At 36.7% G+C, this 26,047-nt stretch carries 37 protein-coding genes; 26 read left to right on the top strand and 11 right to left on the bottom strand.

Annotated features, from left to right (window positions below):
* The first annotated feature begins 1 nt into the window (after position 1).
* From QXQ25_02640 to QXQ25_02710, 15 genes are read left to right on the top strand one after another with little or no spacing between them, the layout of a single operon-like run.
* The gene (locus QXQ25_02640; GenBank protein MEM0160604.1) at positions 2-163 is read left to right on the top strand and encodes a 30S ribosomal protein S14; all 162 of its coding nucleotides are present in this window, start codon (positions 2-4) and stop codon (positions 161-163) included.
* A 14-nt stretch (positions 164-177) separates the two neighbouring features.
* Positions 178-567, top strand: coding sequence for a 30S ribosomal protein S8 (locus QXQ25_02645; GenBank protein ID MEM0160605.1), 390 nt, complete (start codon positions 178-180; stop codon positions 565-567).
* A 13-nt stretch (positions 568-580) separates the two neighbouring features.
* On the top strand, positions 581-1,126 hold the full coding sequence (locus QXQ25_02650) for a 50S ribosomal protein L6 (protein ID MEM0160606.1): 546 nt from the start codon (positions 581-583) through the stop codon (positions 1,124-1,126).
* A complete protein-coding gene (locus tag QXQ25_02655; GenBank protein ID MEM0160607.1) occupies positions 1,123-1,521 on the top strand; it encodes a 50S ribosomal protein L32e in 399 nt (132 codons plus the stop codon). The genes QXQ25_02650 and QXQ25_02655 overlap by 4 nt, the downstream gene beginning before the upstream one ends.
* A gap of 6 nt (positions 1,522-1,527) precedes the next feature.
* Positions 1,528-1,977, top strand: coding sequence for a 50S ribosomal protein L19e (locus tag QXQ25_02660; protein MEM0160608.1), 450 nt, complete (start codon positions 1,528-1,530; stop codon positions 1,975-1,977).
* Entirely contained in the window at positions 1,974-2,462 is a 489-nt protein-coding gene (locus QXQ25_02665) for a 50S ribosomal protein L18 (GenBank protein MEM0160609.1), read from the top strand. Before QXQ25_02660 ends, QXQ25_02665 begins: the two co-directional genes overlap by 4 nt.
* Positions 2,463-2,466: 4 nt before the next feature.
* Complete coding sequence (locus QXQ25_02670; GenBank protein ID MEM0160610.1) at positions 2,467-3,153, top strand: 30S ribosomal protein S5; 687 nt, start codon at positions 2,467-2,469, stop codon at positions 3,151-3,153.
* Positions 3,119-3,589, top strand: a complete 471-nt coding sequence (locus QXQ25_02675; protein ID MEM0160611.1) for a 50S ribosomal protein L30 — start codon at positions 3,119-3,121, stop codon at positions 3,587-3,589. The genes QXQ25_02670 and QXQ25_02675 overlap by 35 nt, the downstream gene beginning before the upstream one ends.
* A gap of 5 nt (positions 3,590-3,594) precedes the next feature.
* On the top strand, positions 3,595-4,020 hold the full coding sequence (locus tag QXQ25_02680; GenBank protein ID MEM0160612.1) for an uL15m family ribosomal protein: 426 nt from the start codon (positions 3,595-3,597) through the stop codon (positions 4,018-4,020).
* The gene (secY, locus tag QXQ25_02685) at positions 4,013-5,824 is read left to right on the top strand and encodes a preprotein translocase subunit SecY (GenBank protein MEM0160613.1); all 1,812 of its coding nucleotides are present in this window, start codon (positions 4,013-4,015) and stop codon (positions 5,822-5,824) included. Before QXQ25_02680 ends, secY begins: the two co-directional genes overlap by 8 nt.
* 6 nt (positions 5,825-5,830) lie before the next feature.
* Positions 5,831-6,379 carry an adenylate kinase gene (locus QXQ25_02690; GenBank protein ID MEM0160614.1) on the top strand — a complete coding sequence of 183 codons (549 nt, stop codon included), beginning with the start codon at positions 5,831-5,833 and terminating at the stop codon, positions 6,377-6,379.
* Positions 6,372-7,043: an EMC3/TMCO1 family protein gene (locus QXQ25_02695; GenBank protein ID MEM0160615.1), complete on the top strand. Its 672-nt coding sequence runs from the start codon at positions 6,372-6,374 to the stop codon at positions 7,041-7,043. The genes QXQ25_02690 and QXQ25_02695 overlap by 8 nt, the downstream gene beginning before the upstream one ends.
* Positions 7,040-7,576 carry an AAA family ATPase gene (locus QXQ25_02700; protein ID MEM0160616.1) on the top strand — a complete coding sequence of 179 codons (537 nt, stop codon included), beginning with the start codon at positions 7,040-7,042 and terminating at the stop codon, positions 7,574-7,576. Before QXQ25_02695 ends, QXQ25_02700 begins: the two co-directional genes overlap by 4 nt.
* Positions 7,566-8,489 carry an RNA-guided pseudouridylation complex pseudouridine synthase subunit Cbf5 gene (locus tag QXQ25_02705; protein MEM0160617.1) on the top strand — a complete coding sequence of 308 codons (924 nt, stop codon included), beginning with the start codon at positions 7,566-7,568 and terminating at the stop codon, positions 8,487-8,489. The genes QXQ25_02700 and QXQ25_02705 overlap by 11 nt, the downstream gene beginning before the upstream one ends.
* 33 nt (positions 8,490-8,522) lie before the next feature.
* The gene (locus tag QXQ25_02710; GenBank protein MEM0160618.1) at positions 8,523-9,398 is read left to right on the top strand and encodes a hypothetical protein; all 876 of its coding nucleotides are present in this window, start codon (positions 8,523-8,525) and stop codon (positions 9,396-9,398) included.
* On the opposite strand, the gene purF is transcribed toward QXQ25_02710, so the two are convergent.
* The 3 genes from purF to QXQ25_02725 are packed head-to-tail and all read right to left on the bottom strand — an operon-like array spanning position 9,395 to position 11,206.
* On the bottom strand, positions 9,395-10,843 hold the full coding sequence (purF, locus tag QXQ25_02715) for an amidophosphoribosyltransferase (protein ID MEM0160619.1): 1,449 nt from the start codon (positions 10,841-10,843) through the stop codon (positions 9,395-9,397). The genes QXQ25_02710 and purF overlap by 4 nt on opposite strands.
* Positions 10,791-10,955, bottom strand: coding sequence for a 50S ribosomal protein L37e (locus QXQ25_02720; GenBank protein ID MEM0160620.1), 165 nt, complete (start codon positions 10,953-10,955; stop codon positions 10,791-10,793). The genes purF and QXQ25_02720 overlap by 53 nt, the downstream gene beginning before the upstream one ends.
* 23 nt (positions 10,956-10,978) lie before the next feature.
* A complete protein-coding gene (locus QXQ25_02725; protein ID MEM0160621.1) occupies positions 10,979-11,206 on the bottom strand; it encodes an LSM domain-containing protein in 228 nt (75 codons plus the stop codon).
* A gap of 219 nt (positions 11,207-11,425) precedes the next feature.
* Between QXQ25_02725 and albA the strand changes: the two genes are divergently transcribed.
* The 5 genes from albA (at position 11,426) to purN (ending at position 15,390) form a co-directional block, all read left to right on the top strand.
* Positions 11,426-11,707, top strand: coding sequence for a DNA-binding protein Alba (gene albA, locus QXQ25_02730; protein ID MEM0160622.1), 282 nt, complete (start codon positions 11,426-11,428; stop codon positions 11,705-11,707).
* Positions 11,708-11,833: 126 nt separating this feature from the next.
* Complete coding sequence (locus tag QXQ25_02735) at positions 11,834-12,613, top strand: DNA methyltransferase (GenBank protein ID MEM0160623.1); 780 nt, start codon at positions 11,834-11,836, stop codon at positions 12,611-12,613.
* A 2-nt stretch (positions 12,614-12,615) separates the two neighbouring features.
* Positions 12,616-13,773, top strand: coding sequence for a tyrosine decarboxylase MfnA (gene mfnA, locus QXQ25_02740; protein ID MEM0160624.1), 1,158 nt, complete (start codon positions 12,616-12,618; stop codon positions 13,771-13,773).
* Positions 13,755-14,741: a diphthamide biosynthesis enzyme Dph2 gene (dph2, locus tag QXQ25_02745; protein MEM0160625.1), complete on the top strand. Its 987-nt coding sequence runs from the start codon at positions 13,755-13,757 to the stop codon at positions 14,739-14,741. Before mfnA ends, dph2 begins: the two co-directional genes overlap by 19 nt.
* Before the next feature lie 34 nt (positions 14,742-14,775).
* The gene (purN, locus tag QXQ25_02750; protein ID MEM0160626.1) at positions 14,776-15,390 is read left to right on the top strand and encodes a phosphoribosylglycinamide formyltransferase; all 615 of its coding nucleotides are present in this window, start codon (positions 14,776-14,778) and stop codon (positions 15,388-15,390) included.
* On the opposite strand, the gene QXQ25_02755 is transcribed toward purN, so the two are convergent.
* Positions 15,385-15,549 (bottom strand): hypothetical protein, encoded by a 165-nt coding sequence (locus tag QXQ25_02755; GenBank protein ID MEM0160627.1) that lies wholly within the window; start codon positions 15,547-15,549, stop codon positions 15,385-15,387. The two genes, purN and QXQ25_02755, sit on opposite strands and share 6 nt — an antisense overlap.
* A gap of 185 nt (positions 15,550-15,734) precedes the next feature.
* Between QXQ25_02755 and QXQ25_02760 the strand changes: the two genes are divergently transcribed.
* Genes QXQ25_02760 through QXQ25_02780 form a run of 5 tightly spaced genes read left to right on the top strand, consistent with a single transcriptional unit; the run spans position 15,735 to position 20,110 of the window.
* Positions 15,735-16,109 carry a hypothetical protein gene (locus tag QXQ25_02760; GenBank protein MEM0160628.1) on the top strand — a complete coding sequence of 125 codons (375 nt, stop codon included), beginning with the start codon at positions 15,735-15,737 and terminating at the stop codon, positions 16,107-16,109.
* Position 16,110: 1 nt separating this feature from the next.
* The gene (locus tag QXQ25_02765; GenBank protein MEM0160629.1) at positions 16,111-16,641 is read left to right on the top strand and encodes a hypothetical protein; all 531 of its coding nucleotides are present in this window, start codon (positions 16,111-16,113) and stop codon (positions 16,639-16,641) included.
* Between the two features lie 15 nt (positions 16,642-16,656).
* Positions 16,657-17,808 carry an SPFH domain-containing protein gene (locus QXQ25_02770; protein ID MEM0160630.1) on the top strand — a complete coding sequence of 384 codons (1,152 nt, stop codon included), beginning with the start codon at positions 16,657-16,659 and terminating at the stop codon, positions 17,806-17,808.
* A gap of 5 nt (positions 17,809-17,813) precedes the next feature.
* Positions 17,814-18,764: a zinc ribbon domain-containing protein gene (locus tag QXQ25_02775; protein MEM0160631.1), complete on the top strand. Its 951-nt coding sequence runs from the start codon at positions 17,814-17,816 to the stop codon at positions 18,762-18,764.
* A gap of 35 nt (positions 18,765-18,799) precedes the next feature.
* On the top strand, positions 18,800-20,110 hold the full coding sequence (locus QXQ25_02780) for a tryptophan--tRNA ligase (protein MEM0160632.1): 1,311 nt from the start codon (positions 18,800-18,802) through the stop codon (positions 20,108-20,110).
* Here the strand turns inward: QXQ25_02780 and ilvA are convergent.
* Together ilvA and QXQ25_02790 are read right to left on the bottom strand one after the other, a co-directional pair.
* Positions 20,103-21,326 carry a threonine ammonia-lyase gene (gene ilvA / locus QXQ25_02785; protein MEM0160633.1) on the bottom strand — a complete coding sequence of 408 codons (1,224 nt, stop codon included), beginning with the start codon at positions 21,324-21,326 and terminating at the stop codon, positions 20,103-20,105. The genes QXQ25_02780 and ilvA overlap by 8 nt on opposite strands.
* A complete protein-coding gene (locus QXQ25_02790; protein ID MEM0160634.1) occupies positions 21,298-21,600 on the bottom strand; it encodes a DUF1805 domain-containing protein in 303 nt (100 codons plus the stop codon). Before QXQ25_02790 ends, ilvA begins: the two co-directional genes overlap by 29 nt.
* Positions 21,601-21,765: 165 nt before the next feature.
* Here QXQ25_02790 and QXQ25_02795 point away from each other — a divergent pair, with 165 nt between their 5' ends.
* On the top strand, positions 21,766-22,122 hold the full coding sequence (locus tag QXQ25_02795) for an ArsR family transcriptional regulator (protein MEM0160635.1): 357 nt from the start codon (positions 21,766-21,768) through the stop codon (positions 22,120-22,122).
* 5 nt (positions 22,123-22,127) lie between these two features.
* Here QXQ25_02795 and QXQ25_02800 read toward each other — a convergent pair whose 3' ends face one another.
* Genes QXQ25_02800 through rpsB form a run of 5 tightly spaced genes read right to left on the bottom strand, consistent with a single transcriptional unit; the run spans position 22,128 to position 26,047 of the window.
* Positions 22,128-22,757, bottom strand: coding sequence for a DedA family protein (locus QXQ25_02800; protein ID MEM0160636.1), 630 nt, complete (start codon positions 22,755-22,757; stop codon positions 22,128-22,130).
* A gap of 2 nt (positions 22,758-22,759) precedes the next feature.
* Positions 22,760-23,197: a CoA-binding protein gene (locus QXQ25_02805; protein ID MEM0160637.1), complete on the bottom strand. Its 438-nt coding sequence runs from the start codon at positions 23,195-23,197 to the stop codon at positions 22,760-22,762.
* Between the two features lie 15 nt (positions 23,198-23,212).
* Positions 23,213-24,628: an aminopeptidase gene (locus QXQ25_02810; GenBank protein MEM0160638.1), complete on the bottom strand. Its 1,416-nt coding sequence runs from the start codon at positions 24,626-24,628 to the stop codon at positions 23,213-23,215.
* 4 nt (positions 24,629-24,632) lie between these two features.
* Positions 24,633-25,451 (bottom strand): AmmeMemoRadiSam system protein B, encoded by an 819-nt coding sequence (gene amrB / locus QXQ25_02815; GenBank protein ID MEM0160639.1) that lies wholly within the window; start codon positions 25,449-25,451, stop codon positions 24,633-24,635.
* A complete protein-coding gene (gene rpsB / locus QXQ25_02820; protein MEM0160640.1) occupies positions 25,448-26,047 on the bottom strand; it encodes a 30S ribosomal protein S2 in 600 nt (199 codons plus the stop codon). The genes amrB and rpsB overlap by 4 nt, the downstream gene beginning before the upstream one ends.

A 26,047-nucleotide genomic window follows, 5' to 3' on the forward strand; every position in this document is an offset into this window, starting at 1 on the left:
AATGGTACAGTCAAAACAGAGGCCTAAAAAGAACTATGGAAGACATGATGGCTGTATAAGATGTGGCAGAAAAAGAGGCTTGATACGCAGATATGGCCTAAGATTATGCAGGCAGTGTTTCAGAGAAACAGCTTACGATATTGGTTTTAGAAAATATTCCTAATAAAGGTGATAAAGATGAATATGGATCCGTTAAATAATGCATTAAACACAATTAAACATGCGGCGATTAAAGGAATTCAAGAGGTAGAGGTGAAGCCTGCATCAAAGCTTATAGGGAGAATATTGAAGATAATGCAGGAATATAGCTATATTTCAGAATTTGAGTTTATTGAAAACAATCAGGGTGGCAAATTTAAAGTGAAAGTAGTGCCGGTCATTAATGGCTGTGGCGTTATAAAGCCAAGATTTTCTGTAAAGAACAAAGATATTGAAAAGTATGAGAGAAGACTGTTACCGGCTCAAGATTTTGGGATATTGATAATTTCTACAAATCATGGTATAATGACACATAAAGAGGCCAAGAAGAATGGGCTTGGAGGAAAGCTTATTGCTTATGTATATTGAGTGGTGAAATGATATGGTAATGTTTCCAGAATTAAAATACAGCATTGACTTGCCAGACAAGGTTACTGTAAGTTATACCGACTCAATATTATCCATAAAAGGTCCAAAAGGATCAGTTGCCAGAGAGTTCAAGGATAATGATATAAAGCTTAGCATTGCAGGTAAAAAGATAGAATTATATGTAAAATTGCCAAAAAGAAAGCAGTACAGCCTTATTGGAACATGGATGGCGCACATAAACAATATGATAAAAGGGGTAACAGAAGGGTTTGAATACAGCTTAAAAGTTTTATACGCACACTTTCCGATCAAGGTCACAGTTAAAGACAATCATGTACTGATAGAGAACTTTCTCGGAGAAAAAACAGCTCGTTCGGCAGAGATATTAGAAGGCGTGAAAGTGACTCTTAAGGGTGATATACTTACAGTTTCAGGCATAGACATAGAAAAAGTAGGGCAAACTGCAGCAAACATAGAATTTGCAACGAAGATCAAGCATTTTGATCCGCGAGTGTTTCAGGATGGCATATATATCACAAATAAAGGTGAAGTTCAATGAAACCGGATTTAAATGATAAAGAAAGGATTTTACTTAAAATCAGAAACAAAATGAATAAGAAGAGACCTGAATTTAAAAGGCAGGAATGGTTCAGATATACTAAACTTGGAGAGTCATGGAGAAAGCCAAAAGGAAAGCATTCTAAGTTAAGAGAACAAAAAGGATACCGGCCCCCCAATGTAGACAGTGGATTCAGAGGCCCCAGAAAGGTAAGGTATCTGCATTCAAGTGGATTCAGGGACATTTTAGTTTACAATATTGAATCTTTAAAAAATCTAGACCCTAAAAAAGATGCAGTCAGGATCGCACGTACTGTGGGAATGAGAAAAAAGATAGAGATAGTGAAGGAAGCGAATAAGCTGGGATTAAAAGTTCTCAACGGTTTAGAAAGGTGAGAAAATATGGATTTAACATTTCAAAAAAGATTAGCGTCAAAAATATTTAAGTGCGGGGTAAACAGGGTTTATCTAGATCCAAAGGCTGAAGAAGACATAGAATCTGCCATATCCAGAGACGATGTAAGGATGTTAATTAAAAAAGGAGTAATCAAGAAACAAGATGTAGTTGGAAATTCCAGAAGCAGAATAAGGCACAATAAAATGCAGAAAAGCAAAGGGCTGAGAAGAGGTCAGGGATCTAGAAGAGGTACAAAATACGCAAGGTATCCAAAGAAACAGAGATGGATGAAAAATATAAGGGTATTAAGAAAAACTTTAAAATCTTTGAGAACAGATAACAAGATAGATGCTCATGTTTATCGCAGATATTATTTGCTTGCCAAAGGTGGATCTTTTAAGAACAGGGCCCACTTACTGTCACATCTCGAGTTAAAAGAAGGAGTGAAAAAATGACTGTCAATAGATTACCATTTAAAAGAAGAAGAAAGAACATTACAGATTACAGAACTCGTTTAAACCTGTTAAGAGCTAATATTCCAAGGGCTGTAGTCAGAAAGACGTTGCAGAACACAATTGTTCAGATTGTGAATTTTGAAGCTATTGGAGATAAGGTTATCTCGTCAGCCACGGCTATAGAATTAAAAAAATATGGCTGGTCATACTCTACAAAGACCGTTCCAGCAGCATATCTGGCTGGATATCTTGCAGGGAAGAGAGCCATAAAAAAAGGAATAGAGAAAGCAGTGCTTGACATTGGAAGGCAAGTGCCGTCAAAAGGTGGCAGAGTATTTGCGGCGCTACAGGGTATGTTAGATGCAGGATTATTGATTCCGCATAGTGAAGACAAGATTCCCAGTGCAGACAGACTTTCTGGAAAGCATCTGAACAAAGATATGGAATCTGAAATAACTCAAATTAAATCTAAATTGGAGGAATAACTGTATGGCTAAAGAGAACATAGAATGGATACCGAAGACAAAGTTAGGAAAATTAGTCATAAGCGGAAAGATCACGACACTTTCCCAAGCATTATCATCATATTTACCTTTAAAAGAACCGCAGATAGTAGATTTGCTCATGCCTGGCTTAGAGGAAGAAGTGCTTGATGTCAAGATGGTACAGAGGATGACCGATTCAGGGAGAAGAACCAACTTTGCAGTTACGGTGGTAGTAGGAAATAAAAATGGTTTTGTAGGTATAGGCAGGGCTAGAGGCAAAGAAGTAGGTCCTACAATAAAGAAAGCAATACAAAATGCAAAATTAAAAATCATCGAAATTAAAAGAGGTTGCGGATCCTGGGAATGTGGTTGTAATACATCTCATTCTTTACCATTTAAGGTGGTGGGCAGTGCAGGATCTGTAAGAGTGGTTTTAAAACCTGCTCCGAGAGGAGTAGGCCTTGCAGTTGGCAACATATCAAAAGCAGTGTTAAGATTAGCTGGAATAAGCGATGTATGGGGATTTACACAGGGTCATACAAAGACTACGGTTAATTATGCATTTGCAACATATGATGCATTAAAAGCAACGATCATCATGAGAATTAGCAGCAGGTTAAGTGTAAGTTTACCTATCTATAAAGGAGGTGTAAATAATGTACATAGTGATACGAGTGAGGGGACGGACTAAGATTAATACAGATACTGCAGACGCACTGAAAATATTAAGATTGACCCGTATAAACCATGCGGTATTATTAAAGAAAAACAAAGAAAATGAAGGAATGTTAAGAAAGGTAAATGATTATGTTACATGGGGTGAAATAGATAAAGAAACTTTAAAAGAGCTGATTACTAAAAAGGGTCGATTAATAGGTGATAAAGCAGTAACAGATGAATATATAAAGGAGAATACATCATACCAGAGCATTGATGAATTAACAACAGCCTTAATAGAGAGAAAGATTGTTTATGGAGAGATACCAGAGATAAAGCCCCTTTTTCGGCTTTCGCCACCAAAAGGAGGATATGGAAAGACAAAAAGGTCTCACAAAGAAGGTGGAGCCTTAGGATATCAGGGTAAAGAGATAAACAATCTTGTAAAGAATATGATCATATATAGGTGAATAATATGACAGACAGAGCTAGAAAATTTAGAGGATATAGGAGACATGGACATGGCATGAAAGGAAGACGAGGCAGAGGCCTTCGCGGTGGAGAAGGAATGTCCGGGCTTGGAAAGCATAGATGGATCTGGCTGAACAAGTTTTACAGGTATCACTGGGGAAGACATGGCTTTGTAAGCCACAATAACAATGTTCCAGACAGTACTATAAACATTATGGAACTTGAGCAAAATCTTCAGTTTTTTGAGGATATTGGGCATGCTAAACATGATAATGATCTATGGACTGTAGATCTGACCAGTGCAGGCATAACCAAGCTTTTAGGGAAGGGCACACCCACCAAAAAAATGAACTTGAAAGTTGAAAAAGCATCCGCACAGGCAATAGAAAAGATAAAAAAAGCTGGTGGCGGGGTAGAACTAGATGGTTGAAGTCACTGATAAAATCCCTAGAAAAAGAGGAGTAAGCGTAATTGTAGCTATATTGTTTATTGCCACTATTTATGTTTATATTTCATATATTGCCGGCAAACTATTGTCTTTGCAGAGCTTTTATAGTATATATATGGCACAGTGGCTTCCAAATACTGTAATACTGTTATTACTTGCGCCACTGTATTATATTTTATATTTGATTTTATCATATAATGGAGATAAGAAAAGTAAACTATACGGTTTAAAGCCATTGGTGGAGAGATTACCGAGCGTAATTAAGCCAGACAGGCATGTATTATTTAGAGAAAAGTTGTTTTGGACAGGCACAGTGTTGATACTTTATTTTGCACTTACTAACATATTTATCTACGGACTGAATACATCGGAGATCATAGATGTATTTGCCTCTTTCAGGGCCATATTGGCCGGTGCGTCTGGTACTTTAATGCAGCTTGGAATAGGGCCAATCGTTACAGCATCGATTATAATGCAGTTATTTGTCGGTGCTAAAATAATTAATTTTGATTTAACAAATGAAGAAGACAAAAGTATGTACCAGCAAACGCAAAAATTGCTGGTAATAATAATGATCTTGGTAGAGGCAATACCTCAGGTGTTCGGGTATCTGGATCCTTCCACATCATTTATTGCAATCTTAAATGGTATATGGGCCGGGCAAGGATTGTTTTTAGCCAGGACTTTAATAGTAGTACAGATATTTTTTGGCTCATACCTAGTGTTTTTAATGGACGAGTTGGTCTCAAAGTGGGGCATAGGATCAGGTATATCATTATTTATCGCTGCTGGAGTTGCTCAGGCTACTTTTACGGGTATCATAAACTGGATACCTTCCAATGTTGCACTTCCTGTATCTCTTGCAAACCCGCCCAGCGGAGTAATACCAAAAACAGCTTACTTGCTGATCCATTTTTCGTCAAGTCAGCTTTATGCAGGGAGGATTGAAACGATTTTGTTTGCTCAGCCAAATCCTATCGTTGCATTGATAGGCACGGTATTGATATTTTTGGTAGTGGCGTGGACAGAGAGCACTAAGATTGAGCTGCCGCTTGCGCATGAACGTGCTAGAGGAGCAAGAGGCAGATATCCTATCAAGCTGATGTACGCTTCAAATATACCTGTAATTTTAACGACAGCGTTACTTGCTAATGTAGCAATGTGGACAATGATATTCTGGACCAATCCTGCGCTTGCACACATACCATTGATAGGGCACAATCCTCTGCTTGGGGTATATCCAAATGCTGCCCAGATACAGATGTATGGCATAAACCAGACTACACCTATAGGAGGTCTCGCCTATTATCTAAACCAGATCAATGGGATAGGGCAATGGCTATTGCCATTAATGGAACCAACAACTTACCAGGCAGAGTTTCTAGGACACACATACTGGCAGGAATTGATAAGAGTATTCGCTTTTACAGCGTTTATGGTAGGGATGAGTGTACTATTCGCAATATTCTGGATCGATACAACAAATATGAATTCCAAGGCGGTAGCAAAACAGATTCAGAGCAGCGGCATGCAGATACCAGGTTTCCGGCGTGAGCCCAAGATAATTGAGAGCGTATTAGATAAGTATATTCCAGCGATCACTATATTTAGCGGTGCTGCGGTAGGTGCACTTGCAGCAGTGGCAGATCTGATAGGTACTATAGGAAATACTACCGGTACCGGATTGTTGCTGGCAGTAGGTATAATGATACAGTTTTATGAAGCAATGGGAAGAGAACAGCTTATGGAAATGCATCCTGTTGTAAGACAATTTTTTGAAGGGTGAGTAAAAATGAGAATAATAATAACTGGAGTTCCAGGTGTTGGAAAAAGCACGATATTAGAAGGAGTAAGCAAAAACATGGGTTACCCGATACAGAACTACGGAACAGTAATGCTCAACATTGCAAAGGGATATGGTGTGACATCAAGGGATGATATAAGAAAACAGAAAGTTGAATGGCAGAGAGATATACAGAAAGAAGCAGCAATGGCGATCGGCAAATCTGAGAATGTTATTGTAGACACACACATGTCTATAAAAACCAATTCCGGATATTTGCCAGGATTGCCTTCCTGGGTGCTCAAAGAATTGAAGCCTGACCTGTTAGTATTGATCGAGGCAGACTCGAAAGACATATCATCAAGAAGGAAAAAAGATGAGACTCGAGTAAGAGATGAAGATGAGGTTTTGAGCATAGAAGAGCATCAGAGCATAAACAGAGCTTTTGCAGCTGCATGTTCTGTTCAGACTGGTGCAAATGTCATAATCATTCAAAACAAAGAGGGTAAAGTTGAGGAAACAGTACTTAAGCTATCAGAGATGATAAGAAATGGCTGAGCAGAATGCACCGGTCCCGAGGCAAAGCGGCAGCACGATGGGGTTTTACTTCTTATTCATGATGCTCTCTTTTATCATTATTTTATCCCCTCAAATAAGAGATGCTATAGCATATGCTGTAGGCTATGTATTCTTTCCTGTATTAGGGTTCAATGGAGCACTGCCAATGTTAACAATTATCTTTGCAGGTGTGGTAATAACACTGATAAACACATATGCAAGGCACTATTTTGCAGACTGGATAAAGTTTGGAAAAATACAGAATAAGATGAAAGAGATGCAAAAAAAGAGCAGGGAAGCTTACAGAAGCAGGGATATAGCCAAGATAAACCAGTACAGGAAATTGCAGCAGAAAATGATGCCAGAGCAGATGGAAATGATGAATGCACAGATGAAACCCACAATGCTCACAATGTTTATTGTTATTGCAATATTCACATGGCTTTATGTATTTTTAGGAGGCCAGAAAACAATATATCCTGTCCATCTGGCAACGCTAAAATATTTTAATGTGCCATGGGCTTCTAATCTACCGTATAATGCATATTATTTTGTGATACCTTACTGGATGATTGTTTCTTCGCTTTTTACTGCGGTATTTGCACAAGTAATGACTTACATATTCAAAATGTATGAGTTTACGAAGAGGTTAAAAACTCTATGAAGTTAACAGTTAGTGGCCCACCTGGCAGTGGTAAAACTACTGTTTCTAAATTAATTGCAAAGAAACTATCTTATTTTTATATTTCTGGCGGGGATGTATTTAGAAAACTTGCTAATGCCCACAACATGAGCATAGAACAGTTTAGCAAATATTCTGAAAATAACCAGGAAATCGATAGAAAAATAGATGATTATCTGAAAAAAGAGCTTGAAAACAACGATAATATAATATTAGATTCTAGATTAGCTGGATGGATTGCATATTTAAATAATATCAAAGCGATAAAGATTTATATCACAGCCTCATTTGAGGTTAGGGTTAAAAGAATATCTGGGAGAGAAACAAGTGCAGAAGAAGAGATACGCAAGAACCTAGCATTAAGAGAACAGTCTGAAAAGTATAGGTATCTATTAATATATAATATACATTATGAAGATTTAAAAATATATGATCTGATAATAGATAGCGATGATAAAGACCCAGAAACGGTCACTAAAATAATAATGGAGTATGTAAAGGCTAATGGTTACTGAAAAAAAAAGTATTGAAGAGCTCTTGAACTTTGGAGTCGTTTTTATAGATAAGCCTAAAGGACCTACAAGCCATCAGGTTAGCGCATGGGTAAAAAATATACTGCAGGTATCTAAGGCAGGTCATGCAGGCACTCTGGATCCTAATGTGACGGGAATATTACCGGTCTCATTAAACAAAGCTACAAGAATTGTGAATTTTATACATTTAGACTCTAAAGAATACATAGCGCTTATGCGTCTGCATAAGGATGTAGAGCCTCAGAATATCATGGCAGTAATGAACGATTTTCAAGGGGTTATATTTCAAACGCCGCCGGTCAGGGCGGCAGTGGCCAGAAGGCTCAGAAAACGAACAATATACAAAATCGATGTATTAGAGATTTCAAAGAGAGATGTGTTATTTAAGGTTAGCACTGAAGCAGGAACATATATCAGAACTCTTTGCGTGGACATTGGAGACGCTTTAGGAGTAGGCGCACATATGGAAGAGTTAAGAAGAACCAGAACAGGGATATTTGACGAGTCTATTTCTTGTACTTTACAGAATCTGTTAGATGGTCATTATTATTATTTGCAGGGCGATGACAGCTATCTGCGAAAATTGATACATCCGGGAGAGGAGCTGGCGAGCAGTCTCCCAAAAATAATTGTGCGTGATCTTGCAGTTGATGCCCTGGCACATGGGTCCCCTTTATATTTCAAAGGAGTGAGTTCCTTAGAATCTAAATTTAATAAAGGAGAGTATGTATCATTGTATACTAAAAAGGAAGAATTGATCGGTGTGGGAATATCTGCAATAAACAGTGAAGATTATCCAAAAATGAACAGTGGTATGATTGCCAAAATGAAAGAGGTCATTATTGAGCGTGGCATATATCCTTCATTCTGGAAAAAAAAGTACATTGAAAAATAGAAAAAGTTATGAGTGTAAAGCAATTGTATTATTATGGCATATGTTAGATGGCATGGGATTTATGCAATAAAAGACGGACTCGTTGTGGATAAAATTGAATATGAAAAAGAGAAATTACCAGAATATTTTCAAAAGCTCAGAAATGGCGAGTTCAATGATTTTATAAAGAAATATGTGGATTATAACGAAATACTGAATACTGAAGAAGATATGAAACTCTTACAGCGGTCTTTATTAGAATTTGGAAAGCTGAGAATTAAGGAAGAAACACTTAAAGAAGAAGGAATTTTGCAAGCGATATCAACATTGCAGGACCTGGACATATACACAAATTTTTTATTTGAGCATCTGTCAGAATGGTATGGCATATATACACTAAAAACTGATCGATCTGTGGACGATACAATATCAAATATTATGGAAAATGTTGAGACTTTAATATCAAGAACAGAATACGATAAAAAAGCGCTATTATCTTTTTCAGAATTTGTTAAAAACGCGATGGTGCTTAAATCTCAATTAGAAAATTATGTAGAAGCTACTATGGATCAAGTTGCACCGAATTTAAAGATTGTTGCAGGACCACTGATAGGTGCACTGCTCATTTATCATGCGGGCAATCTTCAAAAACTGGCAAATATGCCAGCGAGCAAGTTGCAGGTTTTAGGCGCACAAACAGCCATGTTCAGGCATTTAAAAAAAGGGTCAAAGCCACCAAAGTACGGCATTTTATTCAAGCATCCGGCAGTACACAATGCACCGGCACCAAAACGTGGCAAAATAGCAAGAATGCTGAGCGGTAAGATATTAATTGCTGCAAAGATGGATTATTATGGAAATACCAATATTGGACCGGCTCTAAAAGATAAAATTAACAAGAGTGTAGATAGAATTTTAAAAACAGGTTAGAGCTTATAGAAATTGTTGAGAATTAACTGATCCCTGTATTTTTCTCCTTTTATAGGAACAGGGTAAGTGCCTGTCAAGCAGCCCAGACATAGATCATTTTCATTTATTCCAATAGCTTTTACAAGTCCAGCTATGCTTAGATATCCTAAAGAATCGGCATTGATAATTTCTCTTATTTCTTCTACGGTCTTTCCAGATGCAATAAACTGGCTTCTGGTTTTCATATCTATTCCCAGGTAACAAGGTGCAATAATAGGTGGCGAGGCGATTCTAACATGAACTTTTTCTGCCCCTGCATTTTTTAACAATTTAACAATCTTCTTTGTTGTATTTCCACGAACAATGCTATCATCAATAAGCACTATTTTCTTGCCGTTAATCACTTCTTTTATAGGATTTAATTTCAGCTGAATTTCCTGTACTCTTTCTTTTTCTGAAGGCATAATAAACGTGCGATCTATATATCTGTTTTTCATCAATCCTTCAGCAAATGGAATGTTTGCTTCTTCTGCATATCCAAGTGCATGGGTCCTGCCAGAATCTGGTACAGGCACCACGATATCTGCATCTGCAGGATGCTCACGGGCCAGAAACTTGCCAAGGTTTTTGCGGACAGAATATATGTTTTTGCTGTTCATTGTGCTATCTGCTCTTGCAAAGTACACATACTCAAACATACAAAAAGCAGTCTGCACATTTTCTATTCTATAGTGCGTGATAGCCTCATCCGGCTCAATTTCTAAAATCTCTCCCGGATAGATGTCTCTTATTGTTTTTCCGCCCAAGGCATCAAATACAACTGATTCTGACGCTATCCCATATCCACCATCAAGTTTACCAAGCACCAGCGGTCTAATCCCTAATGGATCTCTTATTGCAAATATTCTATCATTTATCTGAAAAGCTAAAGAATATGAGCCTTTAAGATATCTCATGCTTTTCTTAATTCCATCTATAATATTTCCACGCTTTGTAGACTCTAAAGCTATCAATTTTAAAATTAGCTCAGTATCAGATTCTGTAAAAAAAGAGTCTCCTGCTCTTTCTAGATATTCTCTAACATCTGCCGCATTTGAAATCTCGCCATTGTGAGCAATAGCCATATCTCCCATGGCAGTATGGATCATTATCGGTTGTGCGTTTGATATGATCGAAGATCCTGCAGTTGAGTATCTGACATGACCTATTCCACTGTTTCCAGATAACGAATCTAATAAATTTCGTGTAAAGACTTCATGTACCAGCCCCATACCCTTATACGTATAAACTTTATTATTATTATATAAACTTATGCCGGCAGATTCTTGGCCTCTATGTTGCAAACTTCTTAATCCAAAATATAGTGATGATACTATACTACTGTGGCTCTTAAATCCCAAAACACCACAATATTCAGTGCTTTTTCGCCCAATTATAGCTTCTGAGCCTTGGTGCGGGATAGCCACAGTGTGAGCACCTCTTTTCGTGGATATTGTATGCATGATATCCACATCTTCTACATCTGATGTGTGTCTTACGGCTCCCGTGTTTACCTAATGCAGGAGTACCTGCTCCCATAACTATTACACCTCTTAATTTAATTATGATGGAGAAATATATATGACGTTATCTCCCCTAACTATTACTGTATTTAATATTCCTTTTGACTGGTTCTCAATAACTTCTTCTGCGTTTTTGAGTACGAGATTCATATGTTGATCATATCCATTTAACTGCCCTCTATATTCTTTACTTCCTTTGACAGAGATCAAAACATTTTTATTTAACGCATTCTGTAGTATTTGTAATGGCTTTGCTGTATTATCCATATTGGGCATAAACCTAACCATATATTTAAACTTAACTTCAACCTATCTATACAAAAACTACGATATGGCATTGAGGTAATCTTTGCAGGCATACACAAATGTAATTTAATAATGCGAATTACTGAAAAATAATACGTGACATGCATACAAAACCAAAAAATATAAGTAGTATCAAATCATACATTAAATACAAAAAAACAATCTTACGGAGGTACTAATATGGCAGAAATACAAAAAAGCAACGAAAATGTGGTATTTATTGGAAAGAAGCCAACTATGAACTATGTTCTTGCAGTAATCACACAGTTTAAGACTGGTTCTAAACTGGTGGTTATAAAAGCAAGAGGCCGTACAATTGCTAAAGCTGTGGACATAGCTGAGATAGTTAAACATAGATTTTTACCAGATGTAAAATCTGAGGTAAAAATAGATACTGAAAAAGTAAAAAATGAAGATAGAGAGAGTAATGTATCTTCAATAGAAATAAGCATGAGAATGTGAAGTATCTCTATCTCTTTTATTATTTTTAAACACGCAATAGTTTAACTTTTGAGCTTTATTTAAAAAAAGATTTATTCAAATTAATTATTACAAAATTTTAAATCTATAAACTTATTTCTGTTGTCTGTGTCTATTAACAACTTAGATATGAAAAAATGGAAACAGTACGATGATATTATCACAGACTCTCTCTGGTTATTTTCTTCCAGAGACAATTCTGGTGTCCATGACCCCAATTTTCATGGCAATTTCATACCACAGATTCCAAGGCAAGCAATTATTAGATTTACAAAAAAGGGAGAGTGGGTTCTAGATCCTTTTATGGGAGCAGGCACTACATTAATAGAGGCAAAGTATCAAGGTAGAAATGCGATAGGTATAGATATTAATGACCAAATCTTAGAAGTTGCAAAAGAAAAATTAAAAGAAATAAAATCTGACACAATTTCAGAAGTATTTAGTGCTGACTCTACCAATCCTGATACATATAATAAATTGAAAAAAATCAATAGCAGGTTCCAGTTATTGATGATTCATCCACCATATTGGGATATTATACATTTTACTACAAAAGTAATGGACTTGTCAAATTCTGCAACGTTAACTGAATTTTTAGATAGGATAGATATAGTGATAAAAAACACATATGATCTTCTGGATCCAGGAAGATACATGGTATTTGTCATAGGTGACAAATATGAAAACGGAGCATTAGTTCCATTAAGCTACTATACATTGCAGATCATATTAAAGTATAATTATATTCTGAAGGGAATAGTTGTAAAAAATATTGAAGAAAACAGAGAAAAGCGTGGAAAGTACTCTTTATGGAGATATAGAGCCCTTAAAAGTGGCTATTTTGTGTTCAAGCATGAATATATATATTTTCTAAAAAAAGGAGATTGATTATGCAAAAAAGAGGAATATCTGAGAAGGAGATAAAGAAGGAATTATTGAACTATTATAGTGAGAATTATAAATATAGGGATGGCACCATTTTGAGTTCTATGAGCAGCGAACCTGAAAGCATAGCTGTTTGGGCAAATAGCAGGTTTATAGAATCAAATCTTGGAAACCCTTACTTATTTCCAGGGACAAAGAAAGTTGAGGAAAAAGTGATTAAAGGTATTGGAGAGTTGTTGCATAACAAAAATGCATATGGGAGAGTGCTTAGCGGCGGAACAGAATCAAATATTACCGCTTTATGGGCAGCTAAAAAGTTAAAAAAAGAGAAAAATACGGTAATAGTATCCAAGGCTGCGCATTTTTCAGTTGTTAAGGCTGCTGATTTGCTGAACCTGAACTTGGAAATAGTGCCTCTTACAGATAATTACGTTATTGACTATTCAATTGTCAAAGAGACCAATCCTGATGACGTTATGGCAATCATCGGCATCGCTGGTACTACTGAGTACGGCACTGTAGACCCCATTGATAAACTGGCCGATTTTGCAAGAAAATATAACATTTTTTTGCATGTTGATGCAGCATTTGGTGGATTTATAATACCTTTCTTAAAGATGTTGGGATACAAGCTACCTAACTTTGATTTTGAGATAGAGGGTGTGAATTCTATATCAATAGATCCACATAAGATGGGGCTCAGCACCATAGGCGCTGGAGCATTGCTGTTCAAAGATAATTATTTTGATCTGATTAGTTTTTCCTCAGAGTATCTGACCAGCAAGATAAGCACTACGTTACTTGGCACCAGAAGTAGTGGCAATGTTGCCGCTGCATACGCAGTAATGAGAAAAATGGGCATGGAAGGATATAAAAGAATGGTCAAGAATTGTTATCAAAATACGTTATATATGTACGACATGCTTCAGGAAAAAAACATTGATGTATTGTTAAAACCTGTTATGAACATTATAAACATAAAAACAGAATCATCTGAGAAGATAGCTAACAGACTAAAACCAAAATGGATGGTGGGATACAACAAATATGATAATTTATTAAGAATTGTAGTTATGCCGCATATTACTAAGCCAATCATAAATGATTTTTTGAGAGATCTTGAAAGAGAAATGAGGAGGGTAGGATGGAAGAATACAACATAAACTGGAACGAAATAAGAAAGATGCTTACAGATAAAAAGGTGAAAAAGATACTGATACAGTTGCCTGAAGGCTTAAAACAGTATTATTCATACATCACAGATCAATTGCAGGGGTTTGAGCTGGTGTTTTCTGGAGATCCTTGTTTTGGGGCCTGTGACATTCCAGATAATCGGTATGGATGTGACATGATCCTGCATTTTGGGCATTCTATTATTCCTAACCTGAAGCTTAACGTACCTGTTTATTTTGTAGAGATGAGAGTAAAAATGGATATTGAATGGATCAAGGATCAACTCAATAAGATAAATTGCAAAAAAATAGGTTTGACGGCAACATTGCAATACATAGATATGTTGCCAGAGATCTCTGAGTTTCTATCGAAAAAGCATATTGATTCGTATATAGGAGATAGTGACCCACGAATCACTTACAATGGGCAGGTACTTGGTTGCAACTTCAGCTCTGTGCGAAGCATAGCAAAAAAAGTGGATTGCTATATCATACTAAGCAACGGTGATTTTCATGCCATTGGCATTGAGATGGTTACTGGCAAGAAAGTCTACATAATTGATCCTCTGATGAGAGAGATAAGAACTGTCACAGAAAAGGTTGACAAGATTATTAGGCAGAGATATGCGGCCATAGGAATGGTAAAGAATGCGAGCACTTTTGCACTTATTGTTTCTACTAAAGCAGGTCAATTCAGAGGCAAATATGCTGAGCATATAAAAAAAGTTCTTGAAGAGCAAGGCAAGAAAGCATATATAGTATACTTAAATCTGCTGGATCCAAATCAAATGCTGAATTATAATGTAGACGCATTTGTATCTTTTGCGTGTCCAAGGATTGCGATCGATGACTGGAACAGATTCAATAAGCCGATCATTACGCCAATAGAACTTGAAATTGCGATTGGCATAAGAGATATCAGTCTCTTGAAATTTGACGAGATTGTAAATACAGATTAATAAATTTAAATATCCCTATTATATTATATGGACAATGATAAATTTAGGTGTGTTGATCTCTGGGCATGGAACTAATCTTCAGTCTATAATAGATGCCGTGAAAGCTGGCAAACTTAACTGCGAGATCAAGGTTGTAATATCCAATAGAAAAGATGCCTATGGTTTAGAGCGTGCTAACATAAACAAAATCCCTGCTATTTATATTTCGCCAAAAAACAAGAGTGATGAAGAATTTGATGAATTAGTATTGAAAATTTTAGAAGAGCATAATGTAGATATAGTGGTACTTGCTGGATATTTAAAGATTTTAACTTCTAAATTTATAAGAAAATATGAAAATAAGATTATAAACATTCATCCAGCGCTACTTCCGGCATTTGGAGGTAAGGGGTACTATGGTGAACATGTGCATGAGGCAGTGTTAAAAGCAGGATGTAAAGTTTCTGGCTGTACTGTGCACTTTGTAACCGAAGATATCGATGGGGGTCCTATAATTGCTCAAACTGCTGTAAATGTTTTGGATACAGATACGCCAAAAAGTCTGGCAGAACGAATATTGCCATATGAGCATGAAACTCTAATTTTCGCCCTTAAAAATCTCACTGAAAAAAAGTATATAATTAATGGAAAAAGAGTGATTTTTTTATAAAGCATCATATTTTTCTTGAAGTTCTGAGCTCAAATTTTCCAGCACTTCGTCTAAATTCTCGCTTTCTATGCTCACTACTTCTCCACTCTGCAACGTAATTCTTGCAATGAATATATCCCCGTCTCTTACCACTTCAACTTCAAACAGCTTTGTTGACATAAAAGTTCACCTTTTTTGTAATAGTTTCGGCATTTGTAATCTACTATTTAAAAATTTTTATTTTTTATACATCTATGAAACAATCTGAAAATTTAAAGTTAAATCATAATGTTTTTATTATGCAATAAAAATATAATTATATAGAAAAATAGATATATTTGATAAAGTTATGAGGTTTGATTCAGATGAAAAGCAGTAGATTTATAGGCATAATTATTGCAATAGTACTAACATTGTTCGCAGTACTATTATTCTATTATCTTTTCGTATCCAACACAGATAAATTAGTTGCTGTAGTTTATATTGGTATACTGTCCTTAGTATTTTCTCTCATTGGTTATCTTTTATATGCTTTTATAGGCACAAACATAATATTAAAAAGCTTTGCATGGGCCTATTATATTTTTGGATTCGGCACGCTTTTTTATGCTAATACGGTAATAAAGTTCAGTTTTCCATATCTATTAATACTACTTTTTATTTTTGTAATTTCTCTAGTATTTATATACTGGAGGTTAAGGTCTTTGGAGAATGTTAAAAGAAGTCGAGGTGCAAAATAATATGGCAGATATAAGAGATCAGGTCGAAGATAGCAGAGGAGTTTTAAAGAAATTGCAGTTATTAATACCAGGATATTCAGGGTATAGGAGACTAGAAGATATAAGAGAAGCTGATAATTATCTTAGAATCCAGATTGCAAATAAAATGCATGAAAACATAAACAACCTTCAGGATTTAAGAAAAATGCTTGTGGACAGAGGATTATATGCCGGATTATCCCAGTTTCAAACACTTTTTTCTGAGATCCAGCAATTGGAAGGAGCGATAAGACATGCACAGCAAGGATACTCGGGGATCTCGCCACCTATTAGAATTACGGCAGATAATCTTAATGCCATGTACGAATATGATTATAATTTTATAGCGCAAGCAGACACCTTAAATAATGAAATAAAAGAACTTGTGAATGCGGTGATGAGTGGAAACTCTCAGGATAGCTATGCAAAGCTACAATCTGTATCTGGCGCTATAAAGGATCTGAGAGATAAGTTTAATGAGAGAATGATAGTAATACAAGGTATAAAAGTATAAACGGAGGAATATATTATGTTTAAAAAGCAGGCGCAGGTAGGAAGTGGAGATAGCGTAATAGGTGCTACCACAATAATATGGGAAGATCAATATAAAGAAACCAACATTATGTGGAAAGTTCCAAGAAATATCAGGTTAAATGATAACATAGTGGTAAGAGAAGATGAGATTGCTGTTTTTTTCAGAGATGGTAAAGTATTAACTTATTTTGACAAACCTGATCGATATGCGTTAACATCATTAAATGCTCCGGTTGCAGGAAAACTGGTCCAATTTTTGTCAGGAGTTCAACAGCAAGCTGAAGTCTATTATCTGCAGCGCAGGTTTTTGGATGGCAAGTTTGGCAGTAAAGAACCATACATATTCAACGACGCAGATTTTGGCATAGTGAACCTGCGTGTCTTTGGGGAGTATAGATACAGAATATCACATCCAGAGAATTTTATAAATCAGTTTGTAGGAACTTTCAATGTTGAAACCTCTGCAGATGTTGAATCAAGAATGAAAGATCAGATGGTAATATTAGTATATGATACATTAGGAAAGATGAAGGCGCAGGGATTGAAAGTTACAGATCTGGCTGCAAATCTAACGAACATAGAGCAGGCTGTGCTTGCAAATTCCCCTTCGCATTTTGACCAGTACGGATTGGAGATCAATAAGATATCCGGACTGTCCATAAATTTGCCGGATGAAGTACAAAAAGCAATTGATCTAAGATCTCAGATGTCAGTTCTGGGAGTGAACTATATGCAATATCAGGCTGGTCAGGCAATGGTAGACGCTGCAAAAAATCCAAGTGGAGGTGCAGGCGCTATGACGGGATTGGGTGTGGGATTAGGAGCGGGAATGGGTGTAGGCGGCATGATGGGTGGTACAATGGCCGGGCAGATGTCTCAGCAACAAAACCAGAAAAAGTGCATTAAATGCGGAGCTATGATAGATGCTAATGCAAAGTTCTGCCCTGTGTGCGGTGCAGATCAAACACAGACTGCAGCTACGATCACATGCCCAAATTGCAAGGCGGTTGTGCCGGCAGGTACAAAATTCTGCCCAAATTGTGGCACAAAACTGTCAGGTACCATAACATGCCCTAACTGTCATGCAGAGGTACCAGTGGGTACAAAGTTCTGTCCTAACTGTGGCTATAAAATTACAGGAGCGTGAAAAAAATGATATACTGTAGTAAATGTGGAGCACAATTGCCAGATGATGCACAATTTTGCTATAAATGTGGCACAAAAGTTACAACGCAACCGGCTCAGCAGGCAGAAGCGAAACCGGCTGAAGAATCACATATACTCAAAGAGATGAAATGTCCAAACTGCGGTGCACCATTTTCTCCGAAGTTTGGAGAGATGATAATTACCTGCGAATACTGTGGCAGTTCGATCACGCTTTCAAATGAGGGCTGGAAACAGATACAGAGCCATACCATGTTACCGCCAAAGACGCTTGACAACAATCAAGTCATACAGGTAGTAAAAGAATGGATGGACAGAGGCATATTTCACAAGCATGTGGCTGAGCATTCTGAATTAAAAGAGATCTCCGTGAGCATGGTGCCATACTGGATAATCCCAGCAACTGCAACCACTAACTATGTGGCATCAGAGACTGGAGAGAGCGTAGCCACGACAGTAGGTACAATGGTCGCTGCAGCAGCTTTGAGCAGTGCAGTAAGTCGTGGTCGTGGGCCGATACTTGCGGTAGGTGCACCTGTTAACATAAAAAAGAGTTATACAATACATGGAGAATACCAGTATCCAGTGGTCGCTATTAAAGGATACCAGCAATATCAAGCGCTAGATTATCAATTTGATATACAGAACAGAGCGTTGTTCGACACGACCAAGATACCAAAAAATATAAAAGTTTTGAATGGAGATCTAGGCGAGGAAGCTGCCAAAAATTCTGCAAAAGGCTATATAAATCAGCTACAGGATAAAAAAGCACATTCACAGCACCATATGATTCAGTCAATACAGACCAATGTAAATGTTTCAGATGGTGAGTTATTGCATGTGCCTATCTGGGTATTGAAATTTTTGTACAAAGGAAAAGAGACAATGGTATTTACAGTAGATGGCTATTCATTAAAAGTAATGCAGGAAATAAAATAGAAACTATTAAATAATTTCTTTTTATTCTTTTTCCTATGTTTATAGATCCTTGGTCATCACAGCAGTTTATTGATTATAATAGGCTTCGAAGAGAGTTTGGAATAGAAGAGTTTAACTTTAAATTGCCAGATCCGCAAAAACTGTTCAGGAGAAATATAATATTCGGGCACAGAGGGTTTGACACTGTTTACGACGCAATAGTCAATCACCGGAAATTTGCGGTATTAACAGGATTGATGCCGTCTGGCAAGATGCATTTTGGTCATAAAATGACGATTGACCAGGTAATTTATTATCAATCTTTAGGTGCAGATATATACATTGCAGTTGCCGATCTAGAAGCGTATGCTACAAGGGGGAAAAGTTTCAAAGAAACTCTGAAAATCGCAGAAGAAGAGTATTTTTTAAATTATATAGCATTGGGGCTAAAATCTGAGCATTCTCAAATTTATTTTCAATCTCTCAGAAAGGATGTTACAGATCTAGCATTTATTTTTTCGAAGAGAACCAACATTTCCGAGATGAAAGGTATTTATGGATTTAAAGATGAAACCTCAATAGCGCACATCGAAAGCCCGTTAATACAGTCAGGAGATATTCTGCATGTTCAGCTGGACAAATATTCAGGTCCGATCCCGACCGTGGTGCCGGTGGGCATAGACCAGGATCCGCACATCAGATTGGCGAGAGAGTTTACAAGAAGAGTCAGTTTTTTCAGCGTTCAGCAAACAGATAACGGGCTGGGGATTTTCATAAAGCAAGATAATAACGTTGCAGAGCTTCTAAATAATGTATCAGATAACCTTAAAAAAATAGGAATTAAAGAGATTGAATTAAATGTACCATATAAGGCACTTTACATAAAAAACTTTGATTTAGAAAAGCAATCTGTAATCGAAAAAGAGCTATTAAAGATAGAAAAGCAAGAAGGTGGCTACGGTTTTTATTTGCCAGCGGCCACGTATCATAGATTGATGACTTCTCTGGACGGTACCAGAAAAATGTCTTCTTCGGTTCCAGATTCATATATATCTTTAACTGAAGAGCCGGCTGATGTAAAGAAAAAGATGATGAACGCCAAAACCGGCGGGGGCTCAACAATTGAAGAGCATCGTAAATTTGGTGGAAAGCCTGAAGAATGTTCAGTATACGAATATTATGTTTATCATCTAGTAGATGATGATAATTATTTAAAAGAGGTACATGACACATGCAAAGCAGGCACTAGACTATGCGGAAACTGTAAAAAAGAAGCTATTGAAAAAATCAATCTGTTTTTGAAAGACTTAAAGGAAAAAAGAGAGATTGCAAAAGAAGAACTTGACAAGTATGTGAGATTTAACTGATGATCTCATATTTTATGTTATTTTCACTGAAAAACTTTTCAAGTGAAGTAATATGGTACGTGCCTAAAGTTTGAAGTGTGATAATGATCTTTACCATTCCTACAGGTACGTCTCTATCGAGCCTATCTCCCTCTATAGACTGCACATTCGCTTTTAAGTTAGAGATAAAGTTCAAGATATCCTTTAAAGCTCCAGGCTGGTCCGGTATAATCATAGAAACCCGTGTTAAAAGTTTCTCTTCTGTCAACCCTTTTTCTATGATCTGAGTCAACAAGCTTAAATTTATGTTACCGCCACTAATAAGCGCGCAGATGTTCTTATTTTTCAAATTGATCTTGCCTGATAAAAGCGCAGCCAACGTTACTGCCCCTGCAGGTTCTGCTATGATTTTACCGCGGCTTAAAAGCATGTAAATGGCTCTGGATATCTCTGCGTCGCTAACAGAAACCAGTTCATCCACATATTTTTTCACAAGCTCAAAAGTGATATCTCCTGGTGTCTTTACGGCAATTCCGTCTGCAATAGTATCCAGATTTTTTAGAGGGATAATCTGGTTTTGCTCAACCGAAATTTTCATAGATTGAGCACCTTCTGCTTCTACGCCTATTACCCTGATGTTTTTATTAAGTGATTTAAGAGCCAATGCAATGCCAGATATCAATCCTCCACCACCAATGGGCACTAATACTGCATCAAGATCCTTTATTTGCTCAAATATCTCTATTCCTATAGTTCCCTGTCCGGCTATTAAAAGCTCATCATTAAACGGGTGTATAAATTTCTTGTTTTCATTATTGGCAAAAGCGATGGCTTCTCTGTACGCATCATCGTATGTGTTACCTACCAATCTTACTTCTGCACCGTAGCTTTTAGTGGCGATCACTTTCATGGGAGGCGTGAAGATAGGCATGAAGATCGTAGATGATATTCCTAAAGAATTTGCAGAATACGCAACTCCCTGCGCATGATTACCCGCACTCGAAGCAACCACACCGCTCTTTTTTTCTTCTGGTGTTAAATTTTTAAGCCTATAATATGCACCCCTAAGTTTAAAAGAGCCGGTAGTCTGTAAATTTTCCAATTTCAAGTAAATATTATTACCTGTAAGCTCTGAGAATATTCTAGAATGTTCTACTGGAGTATGCTTAACTACATTTTTCAAAGCTTGTTCTGCTTTCTTGATCTCCTCAAACTGGATCATGTTCATCAAGTCCATTCAAAAAATCTAAGCCAGTAATCCCATTTCTAAATCCCATTTTCTGTGCAGATTCAGAAAATTCAGAAATCTTTGCATTAAGCATATCTTCAAAGTTTTTAACACCAGTAACTCTAGCAGCAACATCGCCAAGTTTTGAAGAAACACTTAGGTTCAGATATCCGCACATAAGATATCCTTTTTCAGCTTTAATGATCAGCAAAGGCGCATGCTCTAGTTCCAGTTTTATGCCTAATGCAGTTTTATTTTTTAGTTTGATCTGTTCAATTATCATTTTGAGCGTGAATGTTGATAAAATATTTAATGTTTTACTATAAATTACGCAAGAACTCAATTTTTCTTAACTCTTTGTAAATTTAAATCTATCTTTTAAATATAAAGAATTGAATATTAGAAATTCTTATATACTTGATTTTATATATATATTCAGGTGAATTATATGATTGAATTCACAAAAGATGATGAAGAGCTGGTAAACTTTCTTGTGTCTGCTGGCATCAAGAAAAATATCGGTAAAACAATATCCTATTTACGAAAGGTGCAAGAAACCACGTCTGTAGAAATAGAACGTGCTACGGGGTTAAGACAGCCAGAAGTATCTATCGCCATGCAGTGGCTGGAAAAAAAGCAATGGATCATAAAGAGAGATATTAAAAAAGAAGGAAAAGGCAGGCCTGTTTTTGGGTATAGATTATCCAAGCCCTTCAAAGAGATCATTGAAGATATAGAAAGAGACCTGAAATCCAAAATAGATCTCGTAGATTCTAATATTGCAGGCCTAAAAAAATTTCTCTAATATTTTTATTTTTTCCAAGCTTTATAGGCTCGGTACCCTAAATATAGTATTATAGCTATAGCTACTGCGTAAACTACATAATCTAGCTCTCCGAAAAACCTGAAAATAACGACCCAGTTATTTCCAAGCATAAAACCGAGATATACAAGAACTATGCTCCATATTAATGATCCTAACGCTGTGTAAATTGTAAATTTTAAGATATTCATCTCACCAATTCCTGCCGGAATCGAGATGAAAGTCCTGAATATCGGTACTAGTCGCGTCAAAAATACAGAGAGTGATCCATATTTTTTAAACCAATTTTCTACAACTGAAAGCTCTTGCTCTCTTATCAGTATATATCTTCCAAACTTTATAATAAACGGTCTGCCACCATAATAGCCAATTCCGTAGCTGATCAGAGATCCTGCCAATCCACCTAACGTGCCGGCCAGTATCGCCAGAATCATGTTCATGGACCCTCTGTAAACTAGATACCCTGCAAATGGCAATATTACCTCGGAGGGAATTGGCAAAAGCATGCTCTCCAAGGTCATTAAACTAAAAACACCAAAATATCCACCATATTCTAAAAAAGAGATTATTTGAGTTATAATCCATGATACAATTGAAAAAGACATTGAAACAATCACTGTTAATAGTCCTTCTCTATTTCTAAAATTTCAGAATGGATCAGTCCTTCTTTCCTAAGCTTGGCATGCTCTTTCATCATGCATCGATCCATGACCACTTCAATGCCGTTTTTTCTGGCTAATTCTGCTGCTTTTTCGTTAATAATACCCTCTTGTAACCATAACACTTTTACTTTCTTTTTTATTATATCATCTATCACATCATTGACACGCTCAGAAGGCATGAATACTTCAGCCACGTCAATATCGACAGGAATATCTATGATGGACTTATATGCTTTTAATCCTGCAATTTCGTCTGCTGTAGGATTGACAGGATAGCAGACATAACCATGCCTCATCAAGTATCTCATGACCGATCTGCTTGGCTTTTTTGGATCTTTGGATGCCCCTATAACCGCTATAGTCTTTGTATTTTTTAATATTGTTAAAAAGTCCATGTTTATCACAAAAAATTAAAATAAAAATGTTTTGAAGGCGCGATAAGTGCTCCACAGATCCAGCTTGCTTACTAGCTCGAAAGGAGAATGCATAGAAAGTAAACCTGGGCCCATGTCTATCACATCCATTCCGTATTTTGCAAAATCCTGTGCAATAGTACCGCCACCACCTTCGTCAACTTTACCCAGCAACCCACTTTGATATATTACTCCTTTCGAATCAAAAAGGTTGCGCAGATATGCTAAATATTCAGCAGTAGCCTCGCTGCTATTGTACTTTCCACCACTGCCAGTATACTTTGTTATTATAGTACCATATCCTACTTTCGCGGCATTTGTAATATCTTGCACCTGCTTGTATAATGGATTAAGGGCAGCATTAACATCTGCACTTATAGCTTTGGAATTGTGCATCATAGTCACAAAATCACCGTACGTATAGTCTTTTAATATCTTGCCGAGTAATGTAGTGGTAACATAATCTATAAAGTTGGATCTTGCACCGCTGCTACCAGCACTGCCAATCTCCTCTTTATCATATACTATTATTATAGAAGTATACTCGGGCACCTTTAAATCTATAATGGCCTGAAATGAAGTATAGGCACAGATCCTGTCATCTTGGCCATAGGCTCCAACCATACTATTATCCAGCCCTACATCCCTAGCTTTATCTGCAGGCACAATCTCAATATCCGCAGACTGAAAATCTTGCTCCATTATACCATATTTTTCAAAAAGATTGTTTAAAACCGCAGTTTTTACCTTTGCTTTTATCTCTTCATCATTTATCGGCACACTAGATACTAATATCTGTAAATCTTCACCTTCAAATCCCTCAAATAGCTTTTTTTCACCCTGCACTTTTCGCGCTAAATGAGGCTCTATGTCAGGTATTACAAATACTGGATCTTCTTCAGATTCTCCGATTTTAAGGTCTATATTCTTTCCTTCTTTAGTAACTACCGTTCCATGAATAGCCAGAGGCCTGCTGACCCACTGATACTTTTTTATACCTCCATAGTAATGAGTCTTTAAAAGCGCTGTTGATGACTCAGAATCCTCGGTTAACGGATTAGGTTTTAAATCCAGTCTCGGTGAATCTATGTGAGATACTATGTATCTGATACCCTCTAATATTGGCTTTTTTCCAACCACAATAAATGCTGCCACTTTCTGATTTTTTGACATGTATAATTTAGAGCCAGATACAATGGATTTTACAGTGTGTAAGTTTTTAAAGCCTGCTTTTTCTGCTGTGTCTACAAAGTATCTGACCGCTTCACGCTCTGTTTTTACACTATTTAAAAATTTTCGATACTCTTTTGCAAATTCGTGAATCTCTTTTTTTTCTTTTTCAGAGACTCTGTTCCAACCATTTTCTCTATTCAAACTCAATTTCTTTTCTAAATTCTCTTTTTTTTGTGCCATAAAATCACCTTTTATCTACTTTAATTGCCGTATATCCGACCACTTTGTCCATCTTGCTAACATCGCCACTGGTCGCATATTTTAAAAGGCTTGGTTTGCCTTTTAATGCGTACAGCATGGTCATCATGGGGCCATACCCGCACGCAGATATATCATATTTTAACAGCGTACTGTAAAAGTTAGAGAGATCCATCTTTATAATTTTTTCTATGAGCAAATGATCGTTTTTATAGGCGATCTCTTTTGGTACGTAATGCGAAAAATCGGAGGAGGCTATTATTACAACATCTTTCCCCTTTATTGCATCTTTTATAATTTCTCCTAATTTTACAGCGGTTTCATAACTTTGATCTAGCATTAGAATAGGAACAAATTTTATATTATTATTAAAAAATTGTAAATAAGGTAACTGTACCTCTATTGAATGCTCGTATAAATGAGCGTTGACATCAGATTCTACAAAGTCTCTATATATCATCCTTGAAAGCTCCAGATCATTTTTAACTATGCCTAACGGTGTTTTGAAATCTTGTGTGGTTATTGCCACACCTGGCCCTATGCCATAATGATTTGGCCCTATTATAATAAAAGATTCTGGAAAACCATCCTCTGCTAAAGCATTATAAAAATGAGCAGCCACAGGTCCTGAATAAATATATCCTGCATGAGGCACTATGCCACCTACAATATTTCTTGGCCCTGAAACTGCAAGAGAGGCAATTTTTCCAGGGCCTATGTTGTGCAAAAAAACTTCTCTAATCAAATTTTTTAGATCTTCTTTATCTTCTGGATAGAACTGCCCTGCTACAGCAGAATTTCTCATATAGGTGCCTCGAAATCCTCCACTTTAAAGCTATAATCTTCGTACGATTTTAAATCGCCTCTGCTCTTGAGGATCTCTCTGGTAAGTAACCAGTATACCAACGCTAACGCTTTTCTGCCTTTGTTGTTTGTCGGTATTACAAGATCTATAAACGAGATTTGATTATTTGCATCGCAAAGTGCAATAATTGGAACACCCACTTGCAGTGCCTCTTTCAAAGCCTGGCTATCTGCTATCGGGTCATTTAAAAATATTACCTGTGGCTCAATGTAGCCTGCTAAGCTGGGATTTGTCAACGTTCCGGGTATGAACCTACCTGAAATTGATTTTGCGCCAATGGTCTCTGCCATCAAAGATGCAGGTTTCTGAGCATACTGTCTCTGTGCAAGAATCAGAATTTCTGACGGCTCAAACTTTGCCAGAAATTTACCCGCTATCGCAATTCTCTCATTCGTCTTAGCTATGTTCAAAATATATAATCCATCATTTCTTATACGAAATATGAACGGGACCATATCTTTTGACTTTATCTGCGTTCCTATATGCACTCCGGCTGTTAAATATTGTTCTTCTGGTATCAATAAATTTTCACTCAT

It is taken from the genome of Thermoplasmata archaeon, from assembly GCA_038729465.1.
In the GTDB taxonomy this organism is placed as follows: Archaea; Thermoplasmatota; Thermoplasmata; order Thermoplasmatales; family ARK-15; genus JAVRLB01.

Bases quoted from the DNA above. Each gene is read 5' to 3' on its own strand.
- QXQ25_02680 (MEM0160612.1), top strand. From the start codon at position 3,595: ATGACAGACAGAGCTAGAAAATTTAGAGGATATAGGAGACATGGACAT.
- QXQ25_02705 (MEM0160617.1), top strand. From the start codon at position 7,566: ATGGTTACTGAAAAAAAAAGTATTGAAGAGCTCTTGAACTTTGGAGTC.
- amrB (MEM0160639.1), bottom strand. From the start codon at position 25,451: ATGAGAAATTCTGCTGTAGCAGGGCAGTTCTATCCAGAAGATAAAGAA.
- QXQ25_02805 (MEM0160637.1), bottom strand. From the start codon at position 23,197: ATGGACTTTTTAACAATATTAAAAAATACAAAGACTATAGCGGTTATA.
- QXQ25_02675 (MEM0160611.1), top strand. From the start codon at position 3,119: ATGTACATAGTGATACGAGTGAGGGGACGGACTAAGATTAATACAGAT.
- QXQ25_02640 (MEM0160604.1), top strand. From the start codon at position 2: ATGGTACAGTCAAAACAGAGGCCTAAAAAGAACTATGGAAGACATGAT.
- QXQ25_02760 (MEM0160628.1), top strand. From the start codon at position 15,735: ATGAAAAGCAGTAGATTTATAGGCATAATTATTGCAATAGTACTAACA.
- QXQ25_02710 (MEM0160618.1), top strand. From the start codon at position 8,523: ATGGCATATGTTAGATGGCATGGGATTTATGCAATAAAAGACGGACTC.
- QXQ25_02690 (MEM0160614.1), top strand. From the start codon at position 5,831: ATGAGAATAATAATAACTGGAGTTCCAGGTGTTGGAAAAAGCACGATA.
- QXQ25_02780 (MEM0160632.1), top strand. From the start codon at position 18,800: ATGTTTATAGATCCTTGGTCATCACAGCAGTTTATTGATTATAATAGG.
- secY (MEM0160613.1), top strand. From the start codon at position 4,013: ATGGTTGAAGTCACTGATAAAATCCCTAGAAAAAGAGGAGTAAGCGTA.
- QXQ25_02765 (MEM0160629.1), top strand. From the start codon at position 16,111: ATGGCAGATATAAGAGATCAGGTCGAAGATAGCAGAGGAGTTTTAAAG.
- rpsB (MEM0160640.1), bottom strand. From the start codon at position 26,047: ATGAGTGAAAATTTATTGATACCAGAAGAACAATATTTAACAGCCGGA.
- QXQ25_02795 (MEM0160635.1), top strand. From the start codon at position 21,766: ATGATTGAATTCACAAAAGATGATGAAGAGCTGGTAAACTTTCTTGTG.
- ilvA (MEM0160633.1), bottom strand. From the start codon at position 21,326: ATGGACTTGATGAACATGATCCAGTTTGAGGAGATCAAGAAAGCAGAA.
- QXQ25_02725 (MEM0160621.1), bottom strand. From the start codon at position 11,206: ATGGATAATACAGCAAAGCCATTACAAATACTACAGAATGCGTTAAAT.
- QXQ25_02720 (MEM0160620.1), bottom strand. From the start codon at position 10,955: ATGGGAGCAGGTACTCCTGCATTAGGTAAACACGGGAGCCGTAAGACA.
- QXQ25_02790 (MEM0160634.1), bottom strand. From the start codon at position 21,600: ATGATAATTGAACAGATCAAACTAAAAAATAAAACTGCATTAGGCATA.
- QXQ25_02755 (MEM0160627.1), bottom strand. From the start codon at position 15,549: ATGTCAACAAAGCTGTTTGAAGTTGAAGTGGTAAGAGACGGGGATATA.
- dph2 (MEM0160625.1), top strand. From the start codon at position 13,755: ATGGAAGAATACAACATAAACTGGAACGAAATAAGAAAGATGCTTACA.
- QXQ25_02645 (MEM0160605.1), top strand. From the start codon at position 178: ATGAATATGGATCCGTTAAATAATGCATTAAACACAATTAAACATGCG.
- QXQ25_02775 (MEM0160631.1), top strand. From the start codon at position 17,814: ATGATATACTGTAGTAAATGTGGAGCACAATTGCCAGATGATGCACAA.
- purN (MEM0160626.1), top strand. From the start codon at position 14,776: ATGATAAATTTAGGTGTGTTGATCTCTGGGCATGGAACTAATCTTCAG.
- QXQ25_02810 (MEM0160638.1), bottom strand. From the start codon at position 24,628: ATGGCACAAAAAAAAGAGAATTTAGAAAAGAAATTGAGTTTGAATAGA.
- QXQ25_02770 (MEM0160630.1), top strand. From the start codon at position 16,657: ATGTTTAAAAAGCAGGCGCAGGTAGGAAGTGGAGATAGCGTAATAGGT.
- QXQ25_02695 (MEM0160615.1), top strand. From the start codon at position 6,372: ATGGCTGAGCAGAATGCACCGGTCCCGAGGCAAAGCGGCAGCACGATG.
- QXQ25_02665 (MEM0160609.1), top strand. From the start codon at position 1,974: ATGACTGTCAATAGATTACCATTTAAAAGAAGAAGAAAGAACATTACA.
- mfnA (MEM0160624.1), top strand. From the start codon at position 12,616: ATGCAAAAAAGAGGAATATCTGAGAAGGAGATAAAGAAGGAATTATTG.
- albA (MEM0160622.1), top strand. From the start codon at position 11,426: ATGGCAGAAATACAAAAAAGCAACGAAAATGTGGTATTTATTGGAAAG.
- QXQ25_02660 (MEM0160608.1), top strand. From the start codon at position 1,528: ATGGATTTAACATTTCAAAAAAGATTAGCGTCAAAAATATTTAAGTGC.
- QXQ25_02700 (MEM0160616.1), top strand. From the start codon at position 7,040: ATGAAGTTAACAGTTAGTGGCCCACCTGGCAGTGGTAAAACTACTGTT.
- QXQ25_02650 (MEM0160606.1), top strand. From the start codon at position 581: ATGGTAATGTTTCCAGAATTAAAATACAGCATTGACTTGCCAGACAAG.
- QXQ25_02670 (MEM0160610.1), top strand. From the start codon at position 2,467: ATGGCTAAAGAGAACATAGAATGGATACCGAAGACAAAGTTAGGAAAA.
- QXQ25_02655 (MEM0160607.1), top strand. From the start codon at position 1,123: ATGAAACCGGATTTAAATGATAAAGAAAGGATTTTACTTAAAATCAGA.